Raw genomic sequence first — 17,220 nt, forward strand, 5'->3', positions numbered from 1 at the left:
TCGCGCCCGCGGCCGTGGCGCTGTGGCTCGGCGGCGCCGCATCCGCCTCATCCGCCCTGCTGCTCTTCACCGTGCTCGCCGTCGGCGTCGCCGCGAACGGCGCCCTCCGCGGCCGCGCGGGCCGCATCGGCGCCGACTGGCTGCTCGCCGCCGCGGCGGCCGGCACGGGGGTCGCCTACGTGCTGGCCACGCACGCGTTCGGCGGCTGGCTCGGCCTCGACGCGACTCCGGGCGCCATGCCCTGGATCGTCGTGGTCGTGCTCGCCGCCGTGCTCGGGGTCCTCGCGATCGTGAGCCGGCGCCGCGGGGGCGTGGCCGACGTCGCCTACGCGTTCGCACTCGGCTGGGCCCGACCACCGCTGCCGCGGCCCATGGTGGCGCGGTCCACCGGGCCGCGCGTCGCCTCCGCTGCCGTCCCCTCCGAGTATGGGAGCCGTCGATGACCGCAACGAACCACCTGAACCTGCCGAACGACACGGTCGCGACCGGCGAGCCCGGCTCGGAGACGCGTCGCGCCGTGATCCGCGGCATGATCGCCGCCGCCGATCGAGTCGTCGCGCCGCACCGGCCGCTCACCGCCTTCGTCGCGCGCAATCCGCTCGCAGGGTACGAGCGGTGGGGCTTCGACGAGGCCGTCGCTCGCGCGGCCGCCGAGCACGGCACGCGCCTCACGCTCGACGAGCCCGCGTTCCGACGCCGGCACCTCGCCGGCATCATCACCGACCACGACCTGCGCGCGGCACTCGACCGGCACGTGACCGAGGCGCGCGACCGCGCCCGGTGGTCTCCCCGGCCCGGATGGCACAGCCTCTCGGTCGCCGACATCCTCGTCGCCGACCTGTACGCGTCACCCTTGGCTCCCGCACCCGAGCGCACCCTGCTGACCCCCGCCGAGCACCTCGATCCGCGCGTCGCCGCACGGGTCGACGACCTCGTCCTGCGGTGGACCACTGCCCACCTGGGCAGCGCGCACGCGGCGTGGTCGCCGATGCGCGACGAGGCGTTCTGGCCGGCGTGGCGCCGGCTCGCCGCACGCGACCCCCTGGTGCCCCGGCGCGTCCGCCGCGGCATCCGGGCGCTCGGACCGCACCCGGAGGACGCCGTCGCCGAGGCGCTGGCGCACTGGCGCCTGCTCGGAGACGACGCCGGCCGCTTCCTGCGCGCGCACCTCGCGGCGCTGCCCGGCCTCGCCGGTCACGTGGCGAACGCCGCATCCGAGGGTCGCGGCATCGATCTCGTCGACCTCATCGCCGTGCGCGCGACCTACGAACGGCTGCTCCTGCCCGCCGGGCCGGACCAGCTGCCCGACGGGCCTGCCCCGCTGCCGCGCGCGTCGGTGCGCTCGACAGGCGGGGGCCGTGCCGATCCGCAGCGCATCGACGCCGTCATGGAGCGACTGGGCCTGGCGGGGGACGACGGCGACGCCCGTGCCGTCGTGGGCCGCGTGCTGTCGCTGGTGCGGCCCGAGGAGCGGATCCTGATCTGGCAGGAGGCGCTGGATCACAGCGCCGCGAGGAGGCTCGCGCCGCCGCGCGCGGGCGGAACGGAAGCGCACGCGACGGTCGAGCCGGGGGAGCGTCCCTTCGCCCAGGCGGTCTTCTGCATCGATCCGCGTTCGGAGGGGCTGCGTCGGGCGGTCGAGCAGGAGGCCGGGCGCCGCGGCCTCGAGGTCGACACCCTCGGCTTCGCGGGGTTCTTCGCCGTCGCGATGCGCTGGCACGACCTCGACGGCGACCCGCCCGCGGCCGCCTGCCCCGTGCTGCTCGAACCGCGCCGGGACGTCGGCGAGCGGGCGGCGGACGCGGTCGGCGCGACCCGGTATCGCGAACGCCTGCGGGCGCGGTCGGCCGCCGCCGCGGTGGTCGCACGTGCCAAGCAGTCCCTCGTGGCCCCGTACGCGCTGGCCGAGACCGCCGGATGGCCGATGGGCGCGGCCGCCGCGGTGCGCACGGCGCGCCCCCTGGCGTGGGCGCGGTTCGTCGAGGCGTGGCAGGGTGGGGCTGCCCGACCCGCGACCCGGGCCGACGCCGACGCGGCGTTCGCGCTCGACGAGCGGGTGGCGTACGCCGAGGCGGCGCTGCGGATGATGGGCCTGGTCGGCGGCTTCGCGCGCCTCGTGCTGCTCGCCGGTCACGGCGCCGACACCGTGAACAACCCGTTCGCGTCCGCGCTGCACTGCGGTGCCTGCGGCGGACTCCGCGGCGGGCCGAACGCGCGGGCCGCCGCCGCGATGCTCAACGATCCGGGCACCCGCGCCGGACTCGCGGGGCGCGGCATCCGGGTACCGGAGGACACCGTCTTCGTCGCCGTCGAGCACGACACCGTGACCGACCGCGTCGCGGTGTGCGAGCCGTGGTCCGTGCCCGCCTCGCACCTCGGCGACGTCGCGCAGGCGGAGGCCGTGCTGCGCGCAGCGCGGCCGGCGGCGGTGCGCGAACGACTCGCGACGCTGCCCGGCGCGCCGGCCGCATCGGCCGCGATCGCCGCGCCGGACGCCGCGCTCCTCGCCGACGCCGACCGCCGTGCCGCGGACTGGTCGGAGTCGTACCCCGAGTGGGGGCTCGCGGGCAATGCGGCCCTCATCGTCGCGCCCCGCCGCGCGACCCGCGGGCTCGACCTCGCGCGGCGGACGTTCCTGCACAGCTACGAGGCCGAAGCCGACCTCGACGGCTCCGCGCTCGAGACGATCCTGACGGCACCGCTGATCGTCGCACAGTGGATCAACGCCCAGTACCTCACCTCGACGGTCGATCCGGATCGGTGGGGAGCCGGACCGAAGCCGCTCGCCAACCTCGTCGGCGCCTTCGCGGTGCAGACCGGCTACGGCGGCGACCTGCGGACGGGGCTGCCGTGGCAGTCGGTCGGCGTCGGGCGCGACCCCGTGCACGAGCCCGTACGCCTGCAGGTGTTCGTGCAGGCACCCGTCGCGCGGGTCTGCGCGGTCATCGGCCGCTCGGGACTCGTCCGGGGCCTGCTCGACGGCGGGTGGATCGCCCTCCGCGTCCGCGAGCAGGAGGCCGACCCGTGGCTCCGCTACGGCGAGTTCGGCTGGACCCGCGAGGGGATCGGCGAGCCCGGGCTCTCGGCAGCGCCGTCCGCACCAGCGCCGCGCGCGGACACGGCCCCCGACTCCGCCGCCGAGCGCACCGCCGGCGCCCCGCACCACCGACCCGTCCCCGTGGAGGAACGACCGTGAACATCGAAGGCCTCACGTCCATGACCAAGATCGAGCTCGTCATCCCGAGCGCCGAGGTCGATGCCGTCACCGCGCTCATGCGATCGGTCGGCGCGACAGGGTACACGGCGCTCGGTGGCGTCTCCGGGGTCGGGCATCACGGTGCGCACGGCGGTCGCATGCTGTTCAACGACCACGACGCGCTCACCCTGCTCATCACCGTCGTGCCGTCCGAGCGCGCCGCGGCCCTCGTCGCGGGGCTGCGCCCGGTGCTCGAGGGCGGCTCGGGGGTGATGTTCGTCTCGAGCACCGCCGTGAGCCGGCCCGAGTACTTCCGCTGACCTCGCCGACCCCGCGTCGCGGCATCCGCGCCCCCAGTTCAGGGTGCACCCTGTGTACCCGAGGGATCCTCGAACCGTACGATATGGCTCATCCGGCCCGGTGCGGTGGCCGGCGGAGGTGCGCGTGTCGGAGACGACGTCGGCGAAGCCCGCTGCTGGCGGGCGCATCGCGGCGCGCGTGAAGAGCCTCAGCATCTTCTCGATCCTGCTCATCGTGCTGCTCGCCTCGACCGTCATCGTGAGCATCGTCGTGGGTCTCATCGGCTACTTCAACGGTGCATCCTCGCTCACGGCCGCGGCGTCGGCGCGGCTCGTCGAGGTGCGAGACGCACGGGCCGACCGCATCGAGGCGCTCTTCGGCACCGTCGAGGACCAGGTGGCGCTCGCCGCGGCGAGCGGCGACACGCGGCAGGCGCTGCGCGACTTCACCGCGGCGTACGACGAGCTCGACACCGGCGTCGACCCCTCGACCGACGCCGCCGAGGCGGTCACGGTCGAGGACTGGTACCACGAGCGGTTCGGGCCCGAACTCGCGGCGGCCATGGGCGACGCCGACGAGATGGACGTGTCGACGTTCCTGCCCACGAGCCGCGCCGAACGGTACCTCCGCGCGGCCTACACCGTGCCGTCCGAGTCGTTCGCCGACGCGCTCGCCGTCGACGACGCCGGCGACGGCAGCACCTGGTCGGCCGTGCACCGCGCGGTGCATCCGTACTTCCGCGCCATGACCGAGCGGATGGCGTACGAGGACGTGCTGCTCATCGACCGCGACGGCCGGGTCGTCTACACCGCGTACAAGGGCGTCGACCTCGGCACCGACCTCATCGACGGGCCGTACCGCATGAGCGACCTCGCCGACGCGTACCGGCTCGCGATGAACCGCAACGTGCCGGGCGACGTGGTGTTCACCGACTTCGCACCGTACGTGCCGTCGCTCGGCGTGCCGGCGGCCTGGGCCGTGTCACCCGTCGTCGACGACGGGCAGGTGCTCGGCGCGATCGCGGTCGAGATGCCGATCGACGCGATCAACGACGCGATGGCCGTCGACGCGGATTCGACCGGCCTCGGCGACAGCGGCGAGACCTACCTCGTCGGTCCCGACCGGCTCATGCGGTCGAACGCGCGCCTTCTCGAAGACGATCCGAAGCAGTACGTGCGGCTCGCGGTCGCGGCCGGTGCGCTGCCCGAGGTCGCGGAGCTCGCCGCGCGCAACGGCGACACGATCATGCTCCAGCCCGTGACGACTCCCGCCGTCGCGGCGGCGCTGCGCGGCGAATCGGGAGTGGTCACCGCCGAGGGCTACCTCGGGGGCGACCAGCTCACCGCATACGCGCCGCTGCCCGCCGGAGGGCTCGACTGGGTCGTCATCGCGCAGATGGATCGCGCCGAGGCGCTCGGGCCCGTCGACGACTTCACCCGCGGCCTGTTCCTCTCGACCGCGGCGATCGTGATCATCGTGAGCCTGCTCTCCGTCGTGCTCGCGCGACTCATCGTGCGGCCCCTCCGGAGCCTCCGCGACGGAGCCCGGGCCATCGCCGAGGGGAACGAGGGCGTGCAGGTGCGCGCGGGCTTCGGCGACGAGCTCGCCGACGTGGCAGCCGCCTTCAACGACATGAGCCGCAGCCTCGAGGCGAAGTCGGCCGCGATCGCCGAGCACGAACGGGAGACCGAGCGCCTCGTGCTGTCGTTCATGCCCGCCGAGATGGCCGAGCGGTACCGCAAGGGCGACCGGGCGATCGCCACCGACCACCAGGACGTGACGGTGGTGTTCGTCGACCTCGTCGGGTTCGAGGGCGCGAGTGCGGGGCTGAGCTCCACGGAAGCGCTCGAGATGCTCAACGACGTCTTCCACGACTTCGACGACGTCGCCGAGCGCGTCGGCGTCGAGCGCGTGCGCACCACGCGGCAGGGCTACCTCGCGAGCTGCGGGCTCGCCGTGCCCCGCGTCGACCACGCGCGGCGTGCGCTCGAGTTCGCGCTCGCGCTGCAGGAGGTCGTCGACCGCTGGAACGACCGCAACGGCACCGAGCTGTCGGTACGCGCCGGGCTCGACTCGGGGCGCGCGACGAGCGGCCTCGTCGGCCAGGCGCGCGTGGTCTACGACCTGTGGGGGGATGCAGTGAACCTCGCGTTCCGCGTCAGCGGCGACCAGGGGGCATCCGGCGTCTTCGCGACGGAGCGCGTGATCGAGCGGGCGCGGGGTCACCACCGCCTGGAGCCCGCCGGCGAGATCGAGACGAGCTCCGGGGTGCAGCGCGTCTGGCGGGTGGAGCCGCAGTGAACGCGGGGACGCCGTGAACATCGTCGACCAGCCGTGGTTCTGGCCCACCGTCGCCGTCGTGGTGGGGCTGCCGATCGCGATCGTGGTGCTGTCGGAATGCATCGTGCTGCTCGACCGCCGCGGCAGCCGCGCGGCGCGCGTGCTCGCCATGGTGCGCGACTGGGTGCTGCCCACCGGCGCGCTGCTCATCCTGCTGGGCCAGGTCGAGGATCCGCAGCTCGAGCTGAGCTGGGGGCGCATCGTCGCCACGGTGTTCGGCATCGTCGTGATCCTCGTGATCGTGAATGCCATCAACCACCTCATGTTCACTCGTGCCGCGAAGGGCACGTGGCGCGAGCGGCTCCCGTCGATCTTCATCGACATCGCGCGCATCGCCGTGGTCGTCGTGGGCGTCGGCCTGCTCATGTCGTGGGTGTGGGACGCCGACGTGGGCGGGCTGTTCGCAGCCCTCGGCGTGACCTCGATCATCGTCGGCCTCGCGTTGCAGCACGCCGTGGGCGGGGTGATCTCGGGCCTCCTGCTGCTCTTCGAGCAGCCGTTCGAGCAGGGCGAGTGGATCGACACCGGTGATGTGCGCGGCCGCGTCGTCGAGGTCAACTGGCGCTCAGTGCACCTCGCGACGGGCGACGGCATGCGCGTCGTGCCGAACGCCGTGCTCGCCGATGCATCGTTCACCAACCTCTCGCGCACCGCGGGCCCGCAGTTCGCCGAGGCGACCGTGGAGTTCGACCCGGCCGATCCGCCGAACACGGTGAAGCGCCTGCTCGTGGAGACGGCAGCCGACCTGCCCGACCTGCCCGCCGACGCGGTGCCGGAGGCGGCGATGGAGGGCGGCGGCGCCTACACAGTGTCGATCCCGGTGCACTCGCCGGGCGACCGCTCGAGCACGCTCGAGGCGTTCCGCACCCGGCTCTGGTACTCCGCACGGCGCGCGGGGCTCACGCTCTCGGGGGTGGGTCCGGTCGACGAGAACGCCGCGGCGGAGCTCGCCGCCGCGCTCCGCTCCGAGGCATCCGTGCTGAACCTCGACGCGTCGAGCGCGGAGGCGCTCGGCGGCAGCGCACGCCTCGAACGCTATGCGGCCGGCGAGACGATCCACGCGCGCGGGGTCGTGCCCGACGCCCTGCGCATCGTGGTCCAAGGACGGGTGGCCGTGCGCGCCGCGCCCGCAGCCGACACGGGCGAGCTCCTGCTCTTCGAGCTGGGGCGGCACGACGCGTTCGGGCTCACGGCGATCATGCAGCGCGCGCTCGACGCGAGCGTGGCGGCGGCGACGGATGTCACGGTGCTCGTGCTGCCCGCCGAGGTCGCCCAGACGCTCGTGCACGACGACCCCGAGCTCGCGCGGGAGTTCGGCGAGGAGCTCGAGCACCGCATGCACCGCGCCCGGGCCGCATTCGCGACGGCCGGCTTCGAGCCGCCGGTCGCGCTGCGCGTCACCGGCTGACCGCTCGCCGGTCGAGTGGCGCGAAGCGCGCCCCGCCGGTCGAGTAGCGCGAAGCGCGCCCCGCCGGTCGAGTAGCGCGAAGCGCGCCCCGCCGGTCGAGTAGCGCGAAGCGCGCATCGAGGCCCTTCCCGCCGGTCGAGTAGCGCGAAGCGCGTATCGAGGCCCTTCCCTCCGCTCGGTAGCGCGAAGCGCGCATCGAGACCCCGAGACCCTCGCCGGTCACTCCCGCTCGGCGAGCATCTCCCGCATGATCGCGATCTCGGCGGTCTGGCTCTCGACGATCGTCCGCGCGAGCCGCAGCACGACGTCGCTCGACGCGCGTGCGAGCGCGGCATCCGCCATCTCGACGGCGCCCTCGTGGTGCGCGATCATGAGCTCGAGGAACCGCCGCTCGGCCTCGCCGCCCGTCGCCGCGCGCAGTTCCGCGACCTGCTCCGCCGTCGCGAGCCCGGGCATCGGCCCGCCGGGCGCATGCGCGGCCCCGGCAGCGCCGCCGTCGCCGGAATGGCCGTCGTGCCGCGCTCCGCCGCCGCCGTCGACGGCGGGCAGCGACATCCACGTCATCGACGGCTCGGAGCCCGCCTGCGACAGGCCCCACTCGTTCAGCCAGCCGTACATCTGGCCCGACTGCTGCGCCTGCGTCAGGGCGATGTCGTAGGCGAGCAGCCGCACGTCGGGGTCCGCGGTCGCGTCGCGCACGATCATGGCGAGCTCGACCCCCTGCTGGTGGTGCACCTGCATGTCGCGGGCGAACCCGGCGTCGGCGCTCGCGTCGGTGGGCGTCGGGGAGGCGAGCGTCGACAGGCGGCCGATCGAGAATGCGACGACCACGACGGCGACGAGGGCGACGGATGCCGCCACGATCACCGCGGCGCGCGCGCCGACACTGCGGGGTGCGGATGCCGCGGTGCCGCCGTCGGCGTCGGAGCCGACCCCGGCCTCGGCCGCCGCCGCGTCGACGCCTCCGGTCACGACGCCCTGCCGGGCGCGTCCAGTCCGCCCGTGCAGGGCGCGCCGGGTTCGGGGGCGTCCTGGCTGAGCCAGTACTCCTCGAGGAACTGCGCGATGCGCGGGTCGTCGACGTCGTCGAGCTGCAGCTGCGTGTTCCACGCGCTCAGCACGATCTTCGAGGGCAGCCCGTCGAAGGGCGACAGGATCGCGTAGGTCGACGGGAGCTTCGCGCGCAGCGTCGAGAGCTCGGAATCCGAGAGCGACGGGTCGTAGGTGACCCACACGGCGCCGTGCTCCATCGAGTGCACGGCGTTCTCGTTCGGAACGGGCTCCGTGTACACCCCGCAGTTGAGCCACACCGGGTTGTGCTCGCCGCCGGCGGGCGGCGTCTGCGGGTACTCGACCGCACCCTCGACGTGGCCGGCGGGGTTCTCGAACGTCTCGACGCCGTCGATCTCGGCGCCCGTGCCGCCCGCCGCATACGTGACGGGCTGCGGGGTGAGCACGAAGACGGTCACGAGCAGCCCGACGACGGCCACCGCGCCGACGATCGCCGAGGCGATGCCGATGCGCCGGTTGCGCTTGGCCTTCGCCTCGCGCCTGCGGAACTCCTCGAGCTTGCGCTCGCGTTCAGCGGCGCGCTGCTGCTTGACGGTGGCCGCCTTCCTGGCGGCCGGGGGAATCGGCGGGGTCGCGCTCACGCGGGGGCCTCTCTCGTGCTCGTGGGGCTGCTGGATCATACGTACGCATGCATGACCCAGTCGAGCGCATGAGGCTGGGAGATCGCCCCGTGTGCGGCCCGGTGCGAAGCCGGATGACGCGCCGGATCCCGGGTGCCCCCGACCGTCGTACCCGCTAGGCTTTCGGCGTGAGCTCTTCGCTTCGGTGTTGTCGTCGCTAGGCAGGCGACCCCTTTCCTCGCGTCACGCGCCGATTCCCGGGCGCCTCAGACGCATCCACACAAGGAATGAACACACCGGCATGAAGTACGCAGAATCGATCGTCGACCTCGTCGGCAACACCCCGCTCGTCAAGCTCCACCGGGTCACCGAGGGCGTGACGGATGCCACGGTGCTCGTGAAGCTCGAGTACCTGAACCCCGGCGGCTCCTCGAAAGACCGCATCGCCGGCCGCATCATCGACGCGGCCGAGCGCGAGGGCAAGCTCAAGCCCGGCGGCACGATCGTGGAGCCGACCTCGGGCAACACCGGCGTGGGGCTCGCGCTCGTCGCGCAGCAGCGCGGCTACCGCTGCATCTTCGTCTGCCCCGACAAGGTGTCGGAGGACAAGCGCAACGTGCTCACGGCCTACGGAGCCGAGGTCGTCGTGACGCCCACCGCGGTCGCGCCCGACAGCCCCGAGTCGTACTACGGGGTGTCCGATCGGCTCGCCCGCGAGATCCCCGGTGCGTTCAAGCCCGACCAGTACTCCAACCCCAACGGGCCGCTCTCGCACTACGAGACCACGGGCCCCGAGATCTGGCGCGACACCGACGGGAAGATCACGCACTTCGTCGCGGGCGTCGGCACGGGCGGCACCATCACGGGCACGGGCCGCTACCTGCGCGAGGTGTCGGGCGATCGCGTTCGCATCATCGGCGCCGACCCCGAGGGATCCGTCTACTCCGGCGGCACCGGCCGCCCCTACTTCGTCGAGGGCGTCGGCGAGGACTTCTGGCCGACCGCCTACGACCCCGCCGTGCCGCACGAGATCATCGCGGTGTCCGACGCCGAGTCGTTCGCGATGACGCGGCGCCTCGCGCGCGAGGAGGGCATCCTCGTGGGCGGATCGAGCGGCATGGCCGTCGTCGCGGCGCTCAAGGCCGCCTCGCGGCCCGAGGTCACCGCCGACGACGTCTTCGTCGTGCTGCTGCCCGACGGCGGCCGCGGCTACCTGGGCAAGATCTTCAACGACAAGTGGCTGCGCGCGTACGGCTTCGGCAATGCGCCGGCCGGGCACACCGTGGCCGAGTTGCTCTCGGCGAAGGCCGACCGCACCGCGCCGCTCGTCTACGTGCACCCGAACGACACCGTGCGCGAGGCGATCGACCGGATGACGCTGACCGGCGTCTCCCAGGTGGTCGTGCTGTCGGCCGAACCGCCCGTGGTGCTCGGCGAGGTGGTCGGCGCGCTGCACGAGGACGAACTGCTCGACAGCGTGTTCTCGGGCCGGGCGAAGCTCACCGACGAGGTCTCGACCGTGGTGGGCGAGCCGCTGCCGCTCATCGGCGTGAACGAGCCCGTCGCGGCGGCGCGCGCCGCCTTCGGGGAGGCCCCCGCGATGCTCGTCACCGACGGCGGCAAGGCGCTCGGCGTCATCACGCGCGCCGACCTGCTCACGTACCTCTCCTCCTGACGCACCCCGCCGCCCCCGCGGCATCCGCTCGAAAGGCACCGCCATGCACGACCACGCACGCTTCGACACCCGCGCGATCCACGCCGGGCAGGAGTTCGACCCGACGACCGGCGCGGTGATCCCGCCCGTCTACCTCACCTCCACCTACGTGCAGGACGGAATCGGCGGCCTGCGCGGCGGCTACGAGTACTCGCGGGGCGGCAACCCCACCCGCACGGCGCTCGAGACGCAGCTCGCGGCGCTCGAGGGCGGCATCGTCGGCCTCTCGTTCGCGTCGGGCCTCGCCGCGGAGGACGCGCTGCTGCGCACGATCCTCCTGCCGGGCGACCACGTCGTCATCGGCAACGACGTGTACGGCGGCACGCACCGCCTCATCCGGCGCATCTTCGGGGCGTGGGGCGTGAAGCACACCACGGTCGACACGAGCGACCTCGACGCGGTGCGCGAGGCCATCGAGCTCGGCACGACGAAGGTGCTCTGGGTCGAGACGCCGTCGAACCCGCTCATGAAGATCAGCGACATCGCCGCGCTCGCCGAGCTCGGCGACGAGGCGGGCGTGCTCGTCGTGGTCGACAACACGTTCGCGTCGCCCGCGCTGCAGCAGCCCATCGCCCTCGGCGCGGGCGTCGTGGTGCACTCCACCACGAAGTACCTCGGCGGGCACTCCGACGTCGTCGGCGGCGGCCTCGTGTTCGCCTCGGGCCGGCACGAGCTCGCCGAGCAGGTCACGTTCACGCAGTTCGCCGCGGGCGCGGTGTCGAGCCCGTTCGACGCGTTCCTCACCTCGCGCGGCATCAAGACCCTGGGCGTGCGGATGCAGCGGCACAGCCAGAACGCGCTCGCGATCGCGCGGCGGCTCGAGGAGCACGCCGGCATCGCGCGCGTCTTCTACCCCGGACTCGAGTCGCACCCCGGGCACGCGCTCGCCGCACGCCAGATGTCGGGCTTCGGCGGCATGCTCTCGATCGAGCTCGCCGGCGGCGGCGAGGCGGCGCGCCGGTTCGCGGAGTCGACGACGCTCTTCCAGCTCGCCGAGTCGCTCGGCGGCGTCGAGTCGCTCGTGAACTACCCGTCGGAGATGACCCACGCATCGGTGAAGGGCACCGAGGCGGAGGTGCCCGAGTCGGTCGTGCGCCTCTCGGTCGGCATCGAGGACGTCGACGACCTGCTCGCCGACATCGACGAGGCGCTCGCGCGGCTGTAGCCGTCCGCCGGTCGAGGAGCGAAGCGTATCGAGACCTGTCCGGCGGGTCTCGATACGGCGCTGCGCGCCCACTCGACCGGCGGGGGAGCCCCCGCACGGTGGGACAATAAGAGGAGAGCGCGCGGCACGTCACCGGCGCCCCGGGAGGTGGTCCCGATGAGCACTGCCCTCATCGTCACCCTGGTCATCGTGGTCGTGATCGCGATCGTGCTGTTCTTCATGTCGGTGAAGATCGTGAAGCAGTACGAGCGCGGCGTCGTGCTGCGGTTCGGCCGGCTGCACTCGGTGCGCGAGCCCGGCATCCGGTTCATCATCCCCGTCGTCGACGTCATGACGAAGGTGTCGATGCGCATCGTGACGCTGCCGATCCAGTCGCAGGGCATCATCACGAAGGACAACGTGAGCGTGGGCGTCTCGGCGGTCGCGTACTTCCGCGTCGTCGACCCCGTGAAGTCGGTCATCGCGATCGAGAACGTGCACTCGGCGATCGACCAGATCGCGCAGACCACGCTCCGCAAGGTGGTCGGCCAGCACCACCTCGACGAGACCCTCGCCGAGACCGCGACCCTCAACGCGAACATCCGCGAGATCCTCGACGTGACCACCGTGGACTGGGGCGTCGAGGTGACCCTCGTCGAGCTCAAGGACATCCTGCTGCCCGACTCCATGAAGCGCGCCATGGCCAAGCAGGCCGAGGCGGAGCGCGAGAAGCGGGCCAAGATCATCGCGGCCGAGGGGGAGGCGCTCGCCGCGGCCCAGCTCGGCGCCGCGAGCGACACGATGATGGCGCATCCGCTCGCCCTGCAACTGCGTACCCTGCAGACGGTGGTGGAGGTCGGCGTCGACAAGAACACCCTCGTGGTGGTGCCTGCGCCCCTCATGAACTCGATCGGCGAGCTCACGAACTTCCTCGATCGGGAAGCCGCGGTCTCCCAAGTGCGCGGCGGCGGCGAGACACTGGCAGGAACTTGACGCAAGCTGTCATTCCTGCCAGCGCGCGGTACCGGTGGGATGCGGCAGCATGAACGGGTGACTTCGAACACCGCCGCCACCGCGGCATCCGCCACCGTCGGCGACCCCGGGGTGCGCAGCGGCGCGCTCGGCGGGGGAGTCGCCGAGCCGCACCGCGGCAGCCTCGGCCTGGTGCAGGGCACCGCGCTGTACATCGCGAGCGTGCTCGGCACGGGCATCCTCGTGCTGCCGGGGCTCGCGGCCGCAGCGGCCGGCCCCGCGTCGATCGTGGCCGTCGCCGCCGTGCTCGTGCTCTCGATCCCGCTCGCCGGCACGTTCGCGGCGCTCGCCGCGCGCTACCCCGACGCCGGCGGCGTGGCGAGCTACGTGCGACGTGCCCTCGGCGGCACCGCGGCGCGCATGGCCGGCTACTGGTTCTTCTTCGGCGTGTGCGTGGGCGCGCCGGTCGTCGCGATCCTCGGCGGCGAGTACGTCGTCGCCGTGCTCGGCGTCGACCGCTCGGCCGTGCCGATCATCGGCTTCGCGGTCTTCCTCCCGCCGTTCGTCGCGAACTGGTTCGGCGTGCGCGTCGCCGGCTGGGTGCAGTTCGTGCTCACGGGCCTGCTGCTCTCGGTCGTGGTGGGCGTCGTCGCCGCCACCTTCCCGGCGGCCGACACGGCCAACTTCGAGCCCTTCCTGCCCCACGGCTGGGCGGGCGTCGGCGTCGCGGTGAGCCTGTTCGTGTGGGCGTTCGCGGGCTGGGAGGTCGGCACCCACATCGCCGGCGAGTTCCGCAACCCGCGCCGCACCATCCCGATCGCCACCGCCATCGCCGTGGTCGTCGTGGGGGCCGGCTACCTCGCGCTGCAGTTCGTCACGGTCGCCGTGCTCGGCGACCGTGCGGGCGCGAGCCAGGTGCCGCTGCTCGACCTCGTCGAGACCACCGCGCCCGGTGTCGGGTCGGTGCTCGTCGCGATCGTCGCGGCCATCGTCACCGTCGGAGTCGTGAACGCGTACCTGCCCGCGTTCGGCAAGCTCGGCGCCGCGCTCGGCCGCGACGGCGACCTGCCGCGCTTCTTCGCGAAGGGCGCCGCCGACGGCGACGTGCCTCGCCGAGCGCTCGCCCTCACGGGCGTGCTCATCGTGGTCTACTTCGCGCTCATGCTCTGGAACGACCTCGACCTCACCGGGTTCATCCTCATCCACACGAGCAACATGGTGGCGATCTACGCCGCCGGCATGCTCGCCGCCACCTTGCTGCTGCGACGCTGGTCGGTCGGCTGGTGGCTCGCCGTCGTCGCGACGGTGCTCACCGCGGGCCTGCTCGTGCTCGCGTGGCAGAACCTGATCGTGCCGATCGTGCTGGCCGCGGCATCCGTCGTAGTCACGATCGTGAAACGCGTCCGCGCGAGAACCACCCCCGCCGCCACCGCAGTCATCGAGGAGCCCAGTTGACCGAGTACCGCGCCGCCTTCGACGCCGACATCCGCTTCGTCAACGGGGGGAGCCTGCGGGCCGAGGGGTTCCGCCTCGACCTGCCGTCGGGCGATGTCGGCGAGGCCGAGATCGCCGAACTCCTCGTGCGCCATCTCGGGCTCGCGCTCGTCGGCAGCGTCGAGCTCGCCAACCTCGAGGTGCGTCCTGAGCCGCATCGAGGGTCGCGCGGCGTCGCCGTGACCGACCTCCCGGCAGGGCCGGGGGCGGATGCCGCGGCGTCGGCGTCCGCGCGCGTCGCCACGGGTCGCGGCGAGCTCGTCGACCTCAGCCACCCGATCCGGGCGGGGCTCGTGACCTATCCCGGCATCCCCGCGCCGACGATCACGCCGCACCTCACCCGCGAGGCGTCGCGCGAGCACTACGCGCCGGGCACCGAGTTCGAGATCGACATCATCACGATGGCGGGCAACACGGGCACCTACCTCGACAGCCCGTTCCACCGCTACGAGCAGGGCGGCGACCTCGCGAGCCTCGATCTCGAGACCCTCGTCGGCCTGCCCGCCGAGGTCTTCCACCTCACGGATGCCGCGGAGCGCGGCATCCCCGCCGAGGTCTTCTTCGACTGCGAGCTCGCCGGCACCGCCGTGCTGCTGCACACCGCCTGGAGCCGCCACTTCGGTGCCCCGGCCTACGCGCACGGCTCACCCTTCCTCACCGAGGCGGGCGCGCGGCACCTCGCCGACGCGGGCGTCGCGCTCGTGGGCATCGACGCGCTCAACATCGACGACACCGAGTCCACCGGCACCCGCCCGGCGCACTCGATCCTGCTCGCGGCCGGCATCCACGTGGTGGAGCACCTCACGGGTCTCGACCGAGTGCCGGCGCGCGGGGCGCGGTTCACCGCGGTACCGCCCAAGGTCGAGCGGTTCGGCACGTTCCCGGTGCGTGCGTTCGCCGAGCTGCCCGCAGGCACCGCGGCACAGCCGGGGCTCGGATGATCGCCGTGCGCAGGCCGCAGACGATCGCCGGGCGCAGGCGCGGGACGATCGCCGCGCGCACGTCCCGTCCGGTGCCGTGCCAGGTACCTCGGTCAGCCCGCCCACACCCGGGCGCCCGTCCCGGTCGCGCCCAGCTCGTCGCCGGGGTTGCGCAGCCGGCAGGTCTTCAGGCTGAGGCAGCCGCAGCCGATGCAGCCGTCGAGGTCGTCGCGCAGGTGCTCGAGGTCGGCGATGCGCGCGTCGAGGGCGGCACGCCAGTGCCGCGACAGCCGCGTCCAGTCGGCCTTCGTCGGCGTGCGCCCCGACGGCAGCGACTCGAGCGCCGCGCGGATCTCTGCGAGCGGAATCCCGACGCGCTGGGCGACGCGGATGAACGTGACCCGGCGCAGCGCGTCACGTCGGTAGCGCCGCTGGTTGCGCGCGTCGCGCTCCGAGGAGAGCAGCGCCTTGCGCTCGTAGAAGTGCAGCGTCGAGATCGCGACGCCACTGCGGGCGGCGAGTTCGCCCACGCTGAGCGTCGCGTGACCGTCGGGCTCGAGTCGCGGCATCCGTTCGCTCCCATCTCCGAATTGACCTCAACCATAGTTGAGGTCATACGCTCGAACCCATGACTGTCGAGACCCCCGACGAGACCGGCGCGGCGCCCGTGCCCGTCATGCCCGCCCGCGAGAGCGTGCTGAGCCCCGAGTACCGGTGGATCAGCATCGGCATGTGCGCGCTGATCTTCCTCGCCGCGTTCGAGGCGATGGCGGTCACGGCGGTCATGCCGGCGGTCGCCGCCGAGCTCGACGGCCGGTCGCTGTACGCCCTCGCCTTCGCGGGGCCGCTCGCCGTGAGCGTCATCGGCATGATCGTCGCCGGCAACGCCGCCGACCGCGGCGGCCCGCGCCTCGCGCTCTACAGCTCGGTTGCGCTCTTCGTCGCGGGCCTGCTCGTGGCGGGGCTCGCCACCGACATGTGGCAACTCGTCATCGGGCGCCTCGTGCACGGCATCGGCGGCGGCGGACTCACCGTCGCGCTCTACGTCATCGTGGGCCGGGTGATCCCCCCACGGCTGCAGCCGGGCATCTTCGCGGGCTTCGCGGCCGCCTGGGTGGTGCCCTCGCTCGTCGGCCCGTTCATCGCCGGAGTGATCGCCGACGGCATCGGCTGGGAATGGGTGTTCCTGGGCGTCGTCGCGCTCGTCGTGCCCGCGCTCCTGATGGTGGTGCCGAGCCTGCGCGGCCTCGACACCGGCACGATCGCCGACCCTCCGCCGTGGCGCTGGTCGCGCATCGCGTGGGCGGCCCTCGCCGGCGTCGCCGTGCTCGTGCTCAACCTCTCCACGCAGGCCGGCGGCTGGGCCGGATGGGTGCTGCCGATCGCCGCGATCGCGGTCATCGCCGTCGCCGTGCGCCCGATGGTGCCGCGCGGCACGCTGCGCGCGGCGCAGGGCCTGCCCGCCGGTGTGCTCACGCGCGGCATGCTGGCCGGCTCCTTCTTCGGCACGCAGGTGTACCTGCCGCTCCTGCTCACCGGCGAGCCGTACTCCCTCAGCACCTCGATGGCCGGCCTCGTGCTCACCGTCGGCGGAGTCTCGTGGGCGATCGCGTCGCAGGTGCAGGGGCGCAACCCGGTGCGACTCAGCCACGAACGGTGCCTGCGCATCGGACTCGCGCTCCTCGGTGCCGCGATCGGGCTGACCCTCGTGGCGACCGTGCTCACCCTGCCCCCGATCGCGTTCCTGCTCACGTGGGTGCTCGCGGGCGGCGGCATGGGACTCATGTACCCGCGCACCACCGTGATCGGCCTGCAGTCGTCGACGGTCGAGAACCAGGGTTTCATCAGCTCGGCGATGGCGGTCGCCGATGCGCTCGGCTCCGCCGTGGCCATCGCGCTCACGGCCATCGTCTACGCGCTGCTCCTGCCGACGGGTCCGGTCGTCGCGGTCGCGGGCGCGATCTCGGTGGCGCTCGGCGTCTGGGCGGTCGCGGTGTTCGCGGGGCTGCGCGCGCACGCCGAGGTCCCGGAGGCGGCGGCCGCCTGAGCCCGTGCCGGGCAGGTCGTGCCTCCCTCGGTCGGCGTTGGGCGTGGCATCCGC

14 protein-coding genes are annotated in these 17,220 nt (G+C 73.3%); 11 read left to right on the forward strand and 3 right to left on the reverse strand.

Going from position 1 to position 17,220, the window contains the following annotated elements; translation table 11 throughout:
- The 5 genes from EDM22_RS19360 to EDM22_RS00025 all read left to right on the forward strand — a co-directional run.
- On the forward strand, positions 1 to 443 hold a 443-nt coding region (locus tag EDM22_RS19360; RefSeq protein WP_212591845.1), incomplete at its 5' end, for a hypothetical protein.
- Positions 440 to 3,196, forward strand: coding sequence for a putative inorganic carbon transporter subunit DabA (locus tag EDM22_RS00010; RefSeq protein ID WP_122934992.1), 2,757 nt, complete (start codon positions 440 to 442; stop codon positions 3,194 to 3,196). The genes EDM22_RS19360 and EDM22_RS00010, both read left to right, overlap by 4 nt.
- Positions 3,193 to 3,516, forward strand: a complete 324-nt coding sequence (locus EDM22_RS00015) for a P-II family nitrogen regulator (protein ID WP_122934993.1) — start codon at positions 3,193 to 3,195, stop codon at positions 3,514 to 3,516. The genes EDM22_RS00010 and EDM22_RS00015 overlap by 4 nt, the downstream gene beginning before the upstream one ends.
- A 124-nt stretch (positions 3,517 to 3,640) precedes the next feature.
- Complete coding sequence (locus EDM22_RS00020; protein ID WP_138707990.1) at positions 3,641 to 5,797, forward strand: adenylate/guanylate cyclase domain-containing protein; 2,157 nt, start codon at positions 3,641 to 3,643, stop codon at positions 5,795 to 5,797.
- A gap of 13 nt (positions 5,798 to 5,810) precedes the next feature.
- Positions 5,811 to 7,244, forward strand: coding sequence for a mechanosensitive ion channel domain-containing protein (locus EDM22_RS00025; RefSeq protein WP_122934995.1), 1,434 nt, complete (start codon positions 5,811 to 5,813; stop codon positions 7,242 to 7,244).
- A 219-nt stretch (positions 7,245 to 7,463) separates the two neighbouring features.
- Here EDM22_RS00025 and EDM22_RS00030 read toward each other — a convergent pair whose 3' ends face one another.
- Positions 7,464 to 8,216: a DUF305 domain-containing protein gene (locus EDM22_RS00030; protein ID WP_245989045.1), complete on the reverse strand. Its 753-nt coding sequence runs from the start codon at positions 8,214 to 8,216 to the stop codon at positions 7,464 to 7,466.
- Positions 8,213 to 8,896 (reverse strand): DUF3105 domain-containing protein, encoded by a 684-nt coding sequence (locus EDM22_RS00035; RefSeq protein WP_245989046.1) that lies wholly within the window; start codon positions 8,894 to 8,896, stop codon positions 8,213 to 8,215. Before EDM22_RS00035 ends, EDM22_RS00030 begins: the two co-directional genes overlap by 4 nt.
- Positions 8,897 to 9,176: 280 nt before the next feature.
- Here EDM22_RS00035 and EDM22_RS00040 point away from each other — a divergent pair, with 280 nt between their 5' ends.
- From EDM22_RS00040 to EDM22_RS00060, 5 genes are all read left to right on the forward strand, one after another.
- Complete coding sequence (locus tag EDM22_RS00040) at positions 9,177 to 10,550, forward strand: cystathionine beta-synthase (protein ID WP_122934997.1); 1,374 nt, start codon at positions 9,177 to 9,179, stop codon at positions 10,548 to 10,550.
- A 43-nt stretch (positions 10,551 to 10,593) separates the two neighbouring features.
- Positions 10,594 to 11,754, forward strand: coding sequence for a cystathionine gamma-synthase (locus EDM22_RS00045; protein WP_122934998.1), 1,161 nt, complete (start codon positions 10,594 to 10,596; stop codon positions 11,752 to 11,754).
- A gap of 156 nt (positions 11,755 to 11,910) precedes the next feature.
- A complete protein-coding gene (locus EDM22_RS00050; RefSeq protein ID WP_122935320.1) occupies positions 11,911 to 12,726 on the forward strand; it encodes a slipin family protein in 816 nt (271 codons plus the stop codon).
- A 57-nt stretch (positions 12,727 to 12,783) separates the two neighbouring features.
- A complete protein-coding gene (locus EDM22_RS00055) occupies positions 12,784 to 14,160 on the forward strand; it encodes an APC family permease (protein WP_245989049.1) in 1,377 nt (458 codons plus the stop codon).
- Positions 14,157 to 15,140, forward strand: a complete 984-nt coding sequence (locus tag EDM22_RS00060; RefSeq protein WP_122935000.1) for a cyclase family protein — start codon at positions 14,157 to 14,159, stop codon at positions 15,138 to 15,140. Before EDM22_RS00055 ends, EDM22_RS00060 begins: the two co-directional genes overlap by 4 nt.
- Positions 15,141 to 15,232: 92 nt before the next feature.
- On the opposite strand, the gene soxR is transcribed toward EDM22_RS00060, so the two are convergent.
- Positions 15,233 to 15,688 (reverse strand): redox-sensitive transcriptional activator SoxR, encoded by a 456-nt coding sequence (soxR, locus tag EDM22_RS00065; RefSeq protein WP_122935001.1) that lies wholly within the window; start codon positions 15,686 to 15,688, stop codon positions 15,233 to 15,235.
- Positions 15,689 to 15,747: 59 nt separating this feature from the next.
- Here soxR and EDM22_RS00070 point away from each other — a divergent pair, with 59 nt between their 5' ends.
- A complete protein-coding gene (locus tag EDM22_RS00070; protein WP_122935002.1) occupies positions 15,748 to 17,166 on the forward strand; it encodes an MFS transporter in 1,419 nt (472 codons plus the stop codon).
- Positions 17,167 to 17,220: the final 54 nt, after the last annotated feature.

Source organism: Agromyces tardus, assembly GCF_003710805.1.
Taxonomy (GTDB): Bacteria; Actinomycetota; Actinomycetes; order Actinomycetales; family Microbacteriaceae; genus Agromyces; species Agromyces tardus.

Excerpts from the sequence above, each read along its gene's own strand:
- EDM22_RS00050 (WP_122935320.1), top strand. The coding sequence starts at position 11,911 with ATGAGCACTGCCCTCATCGTCACCCTGGTCATCGTGGTCGTGATCGCG.
- EDM22_RS00045 (WP_122934998.1), top strand. The coding sequence starts at position 10,594 with ATGCACGACCACGCACGCTTCGACACCCGCGCGATCCACGCCGGGCAG.
- EDM22_RS00040 (WP_122934997.1), top strand. The coding sequence starts at position 9,177 with ATGAAGTACGCAGAATCGATCGTCGACCTCGTCGGCAACACCCCGCTC.
- EDM22_RS00070 (WP_122935002.1), top strand. The coding sequence starts at position 15,748 with ATGACTGTCGAGACCCCCGACGAGACCGGCGCGGCGCCCGTGCCCGTC.
- soxR (WP_122935001.1), bottom strand. The coding sequence starts at position 15,688 with ATGCCGCGACTCGAGCCCGACGGTCACGCGACGCTCAGCGTGGGCGAA.
- EDM22_RS00010 (WP_122934992.1), top strand. The coding sequence starts at position 440 with ATGACCGCAACGAACCACCTGAACCTGCCGAACGACACGGTCGCGACC.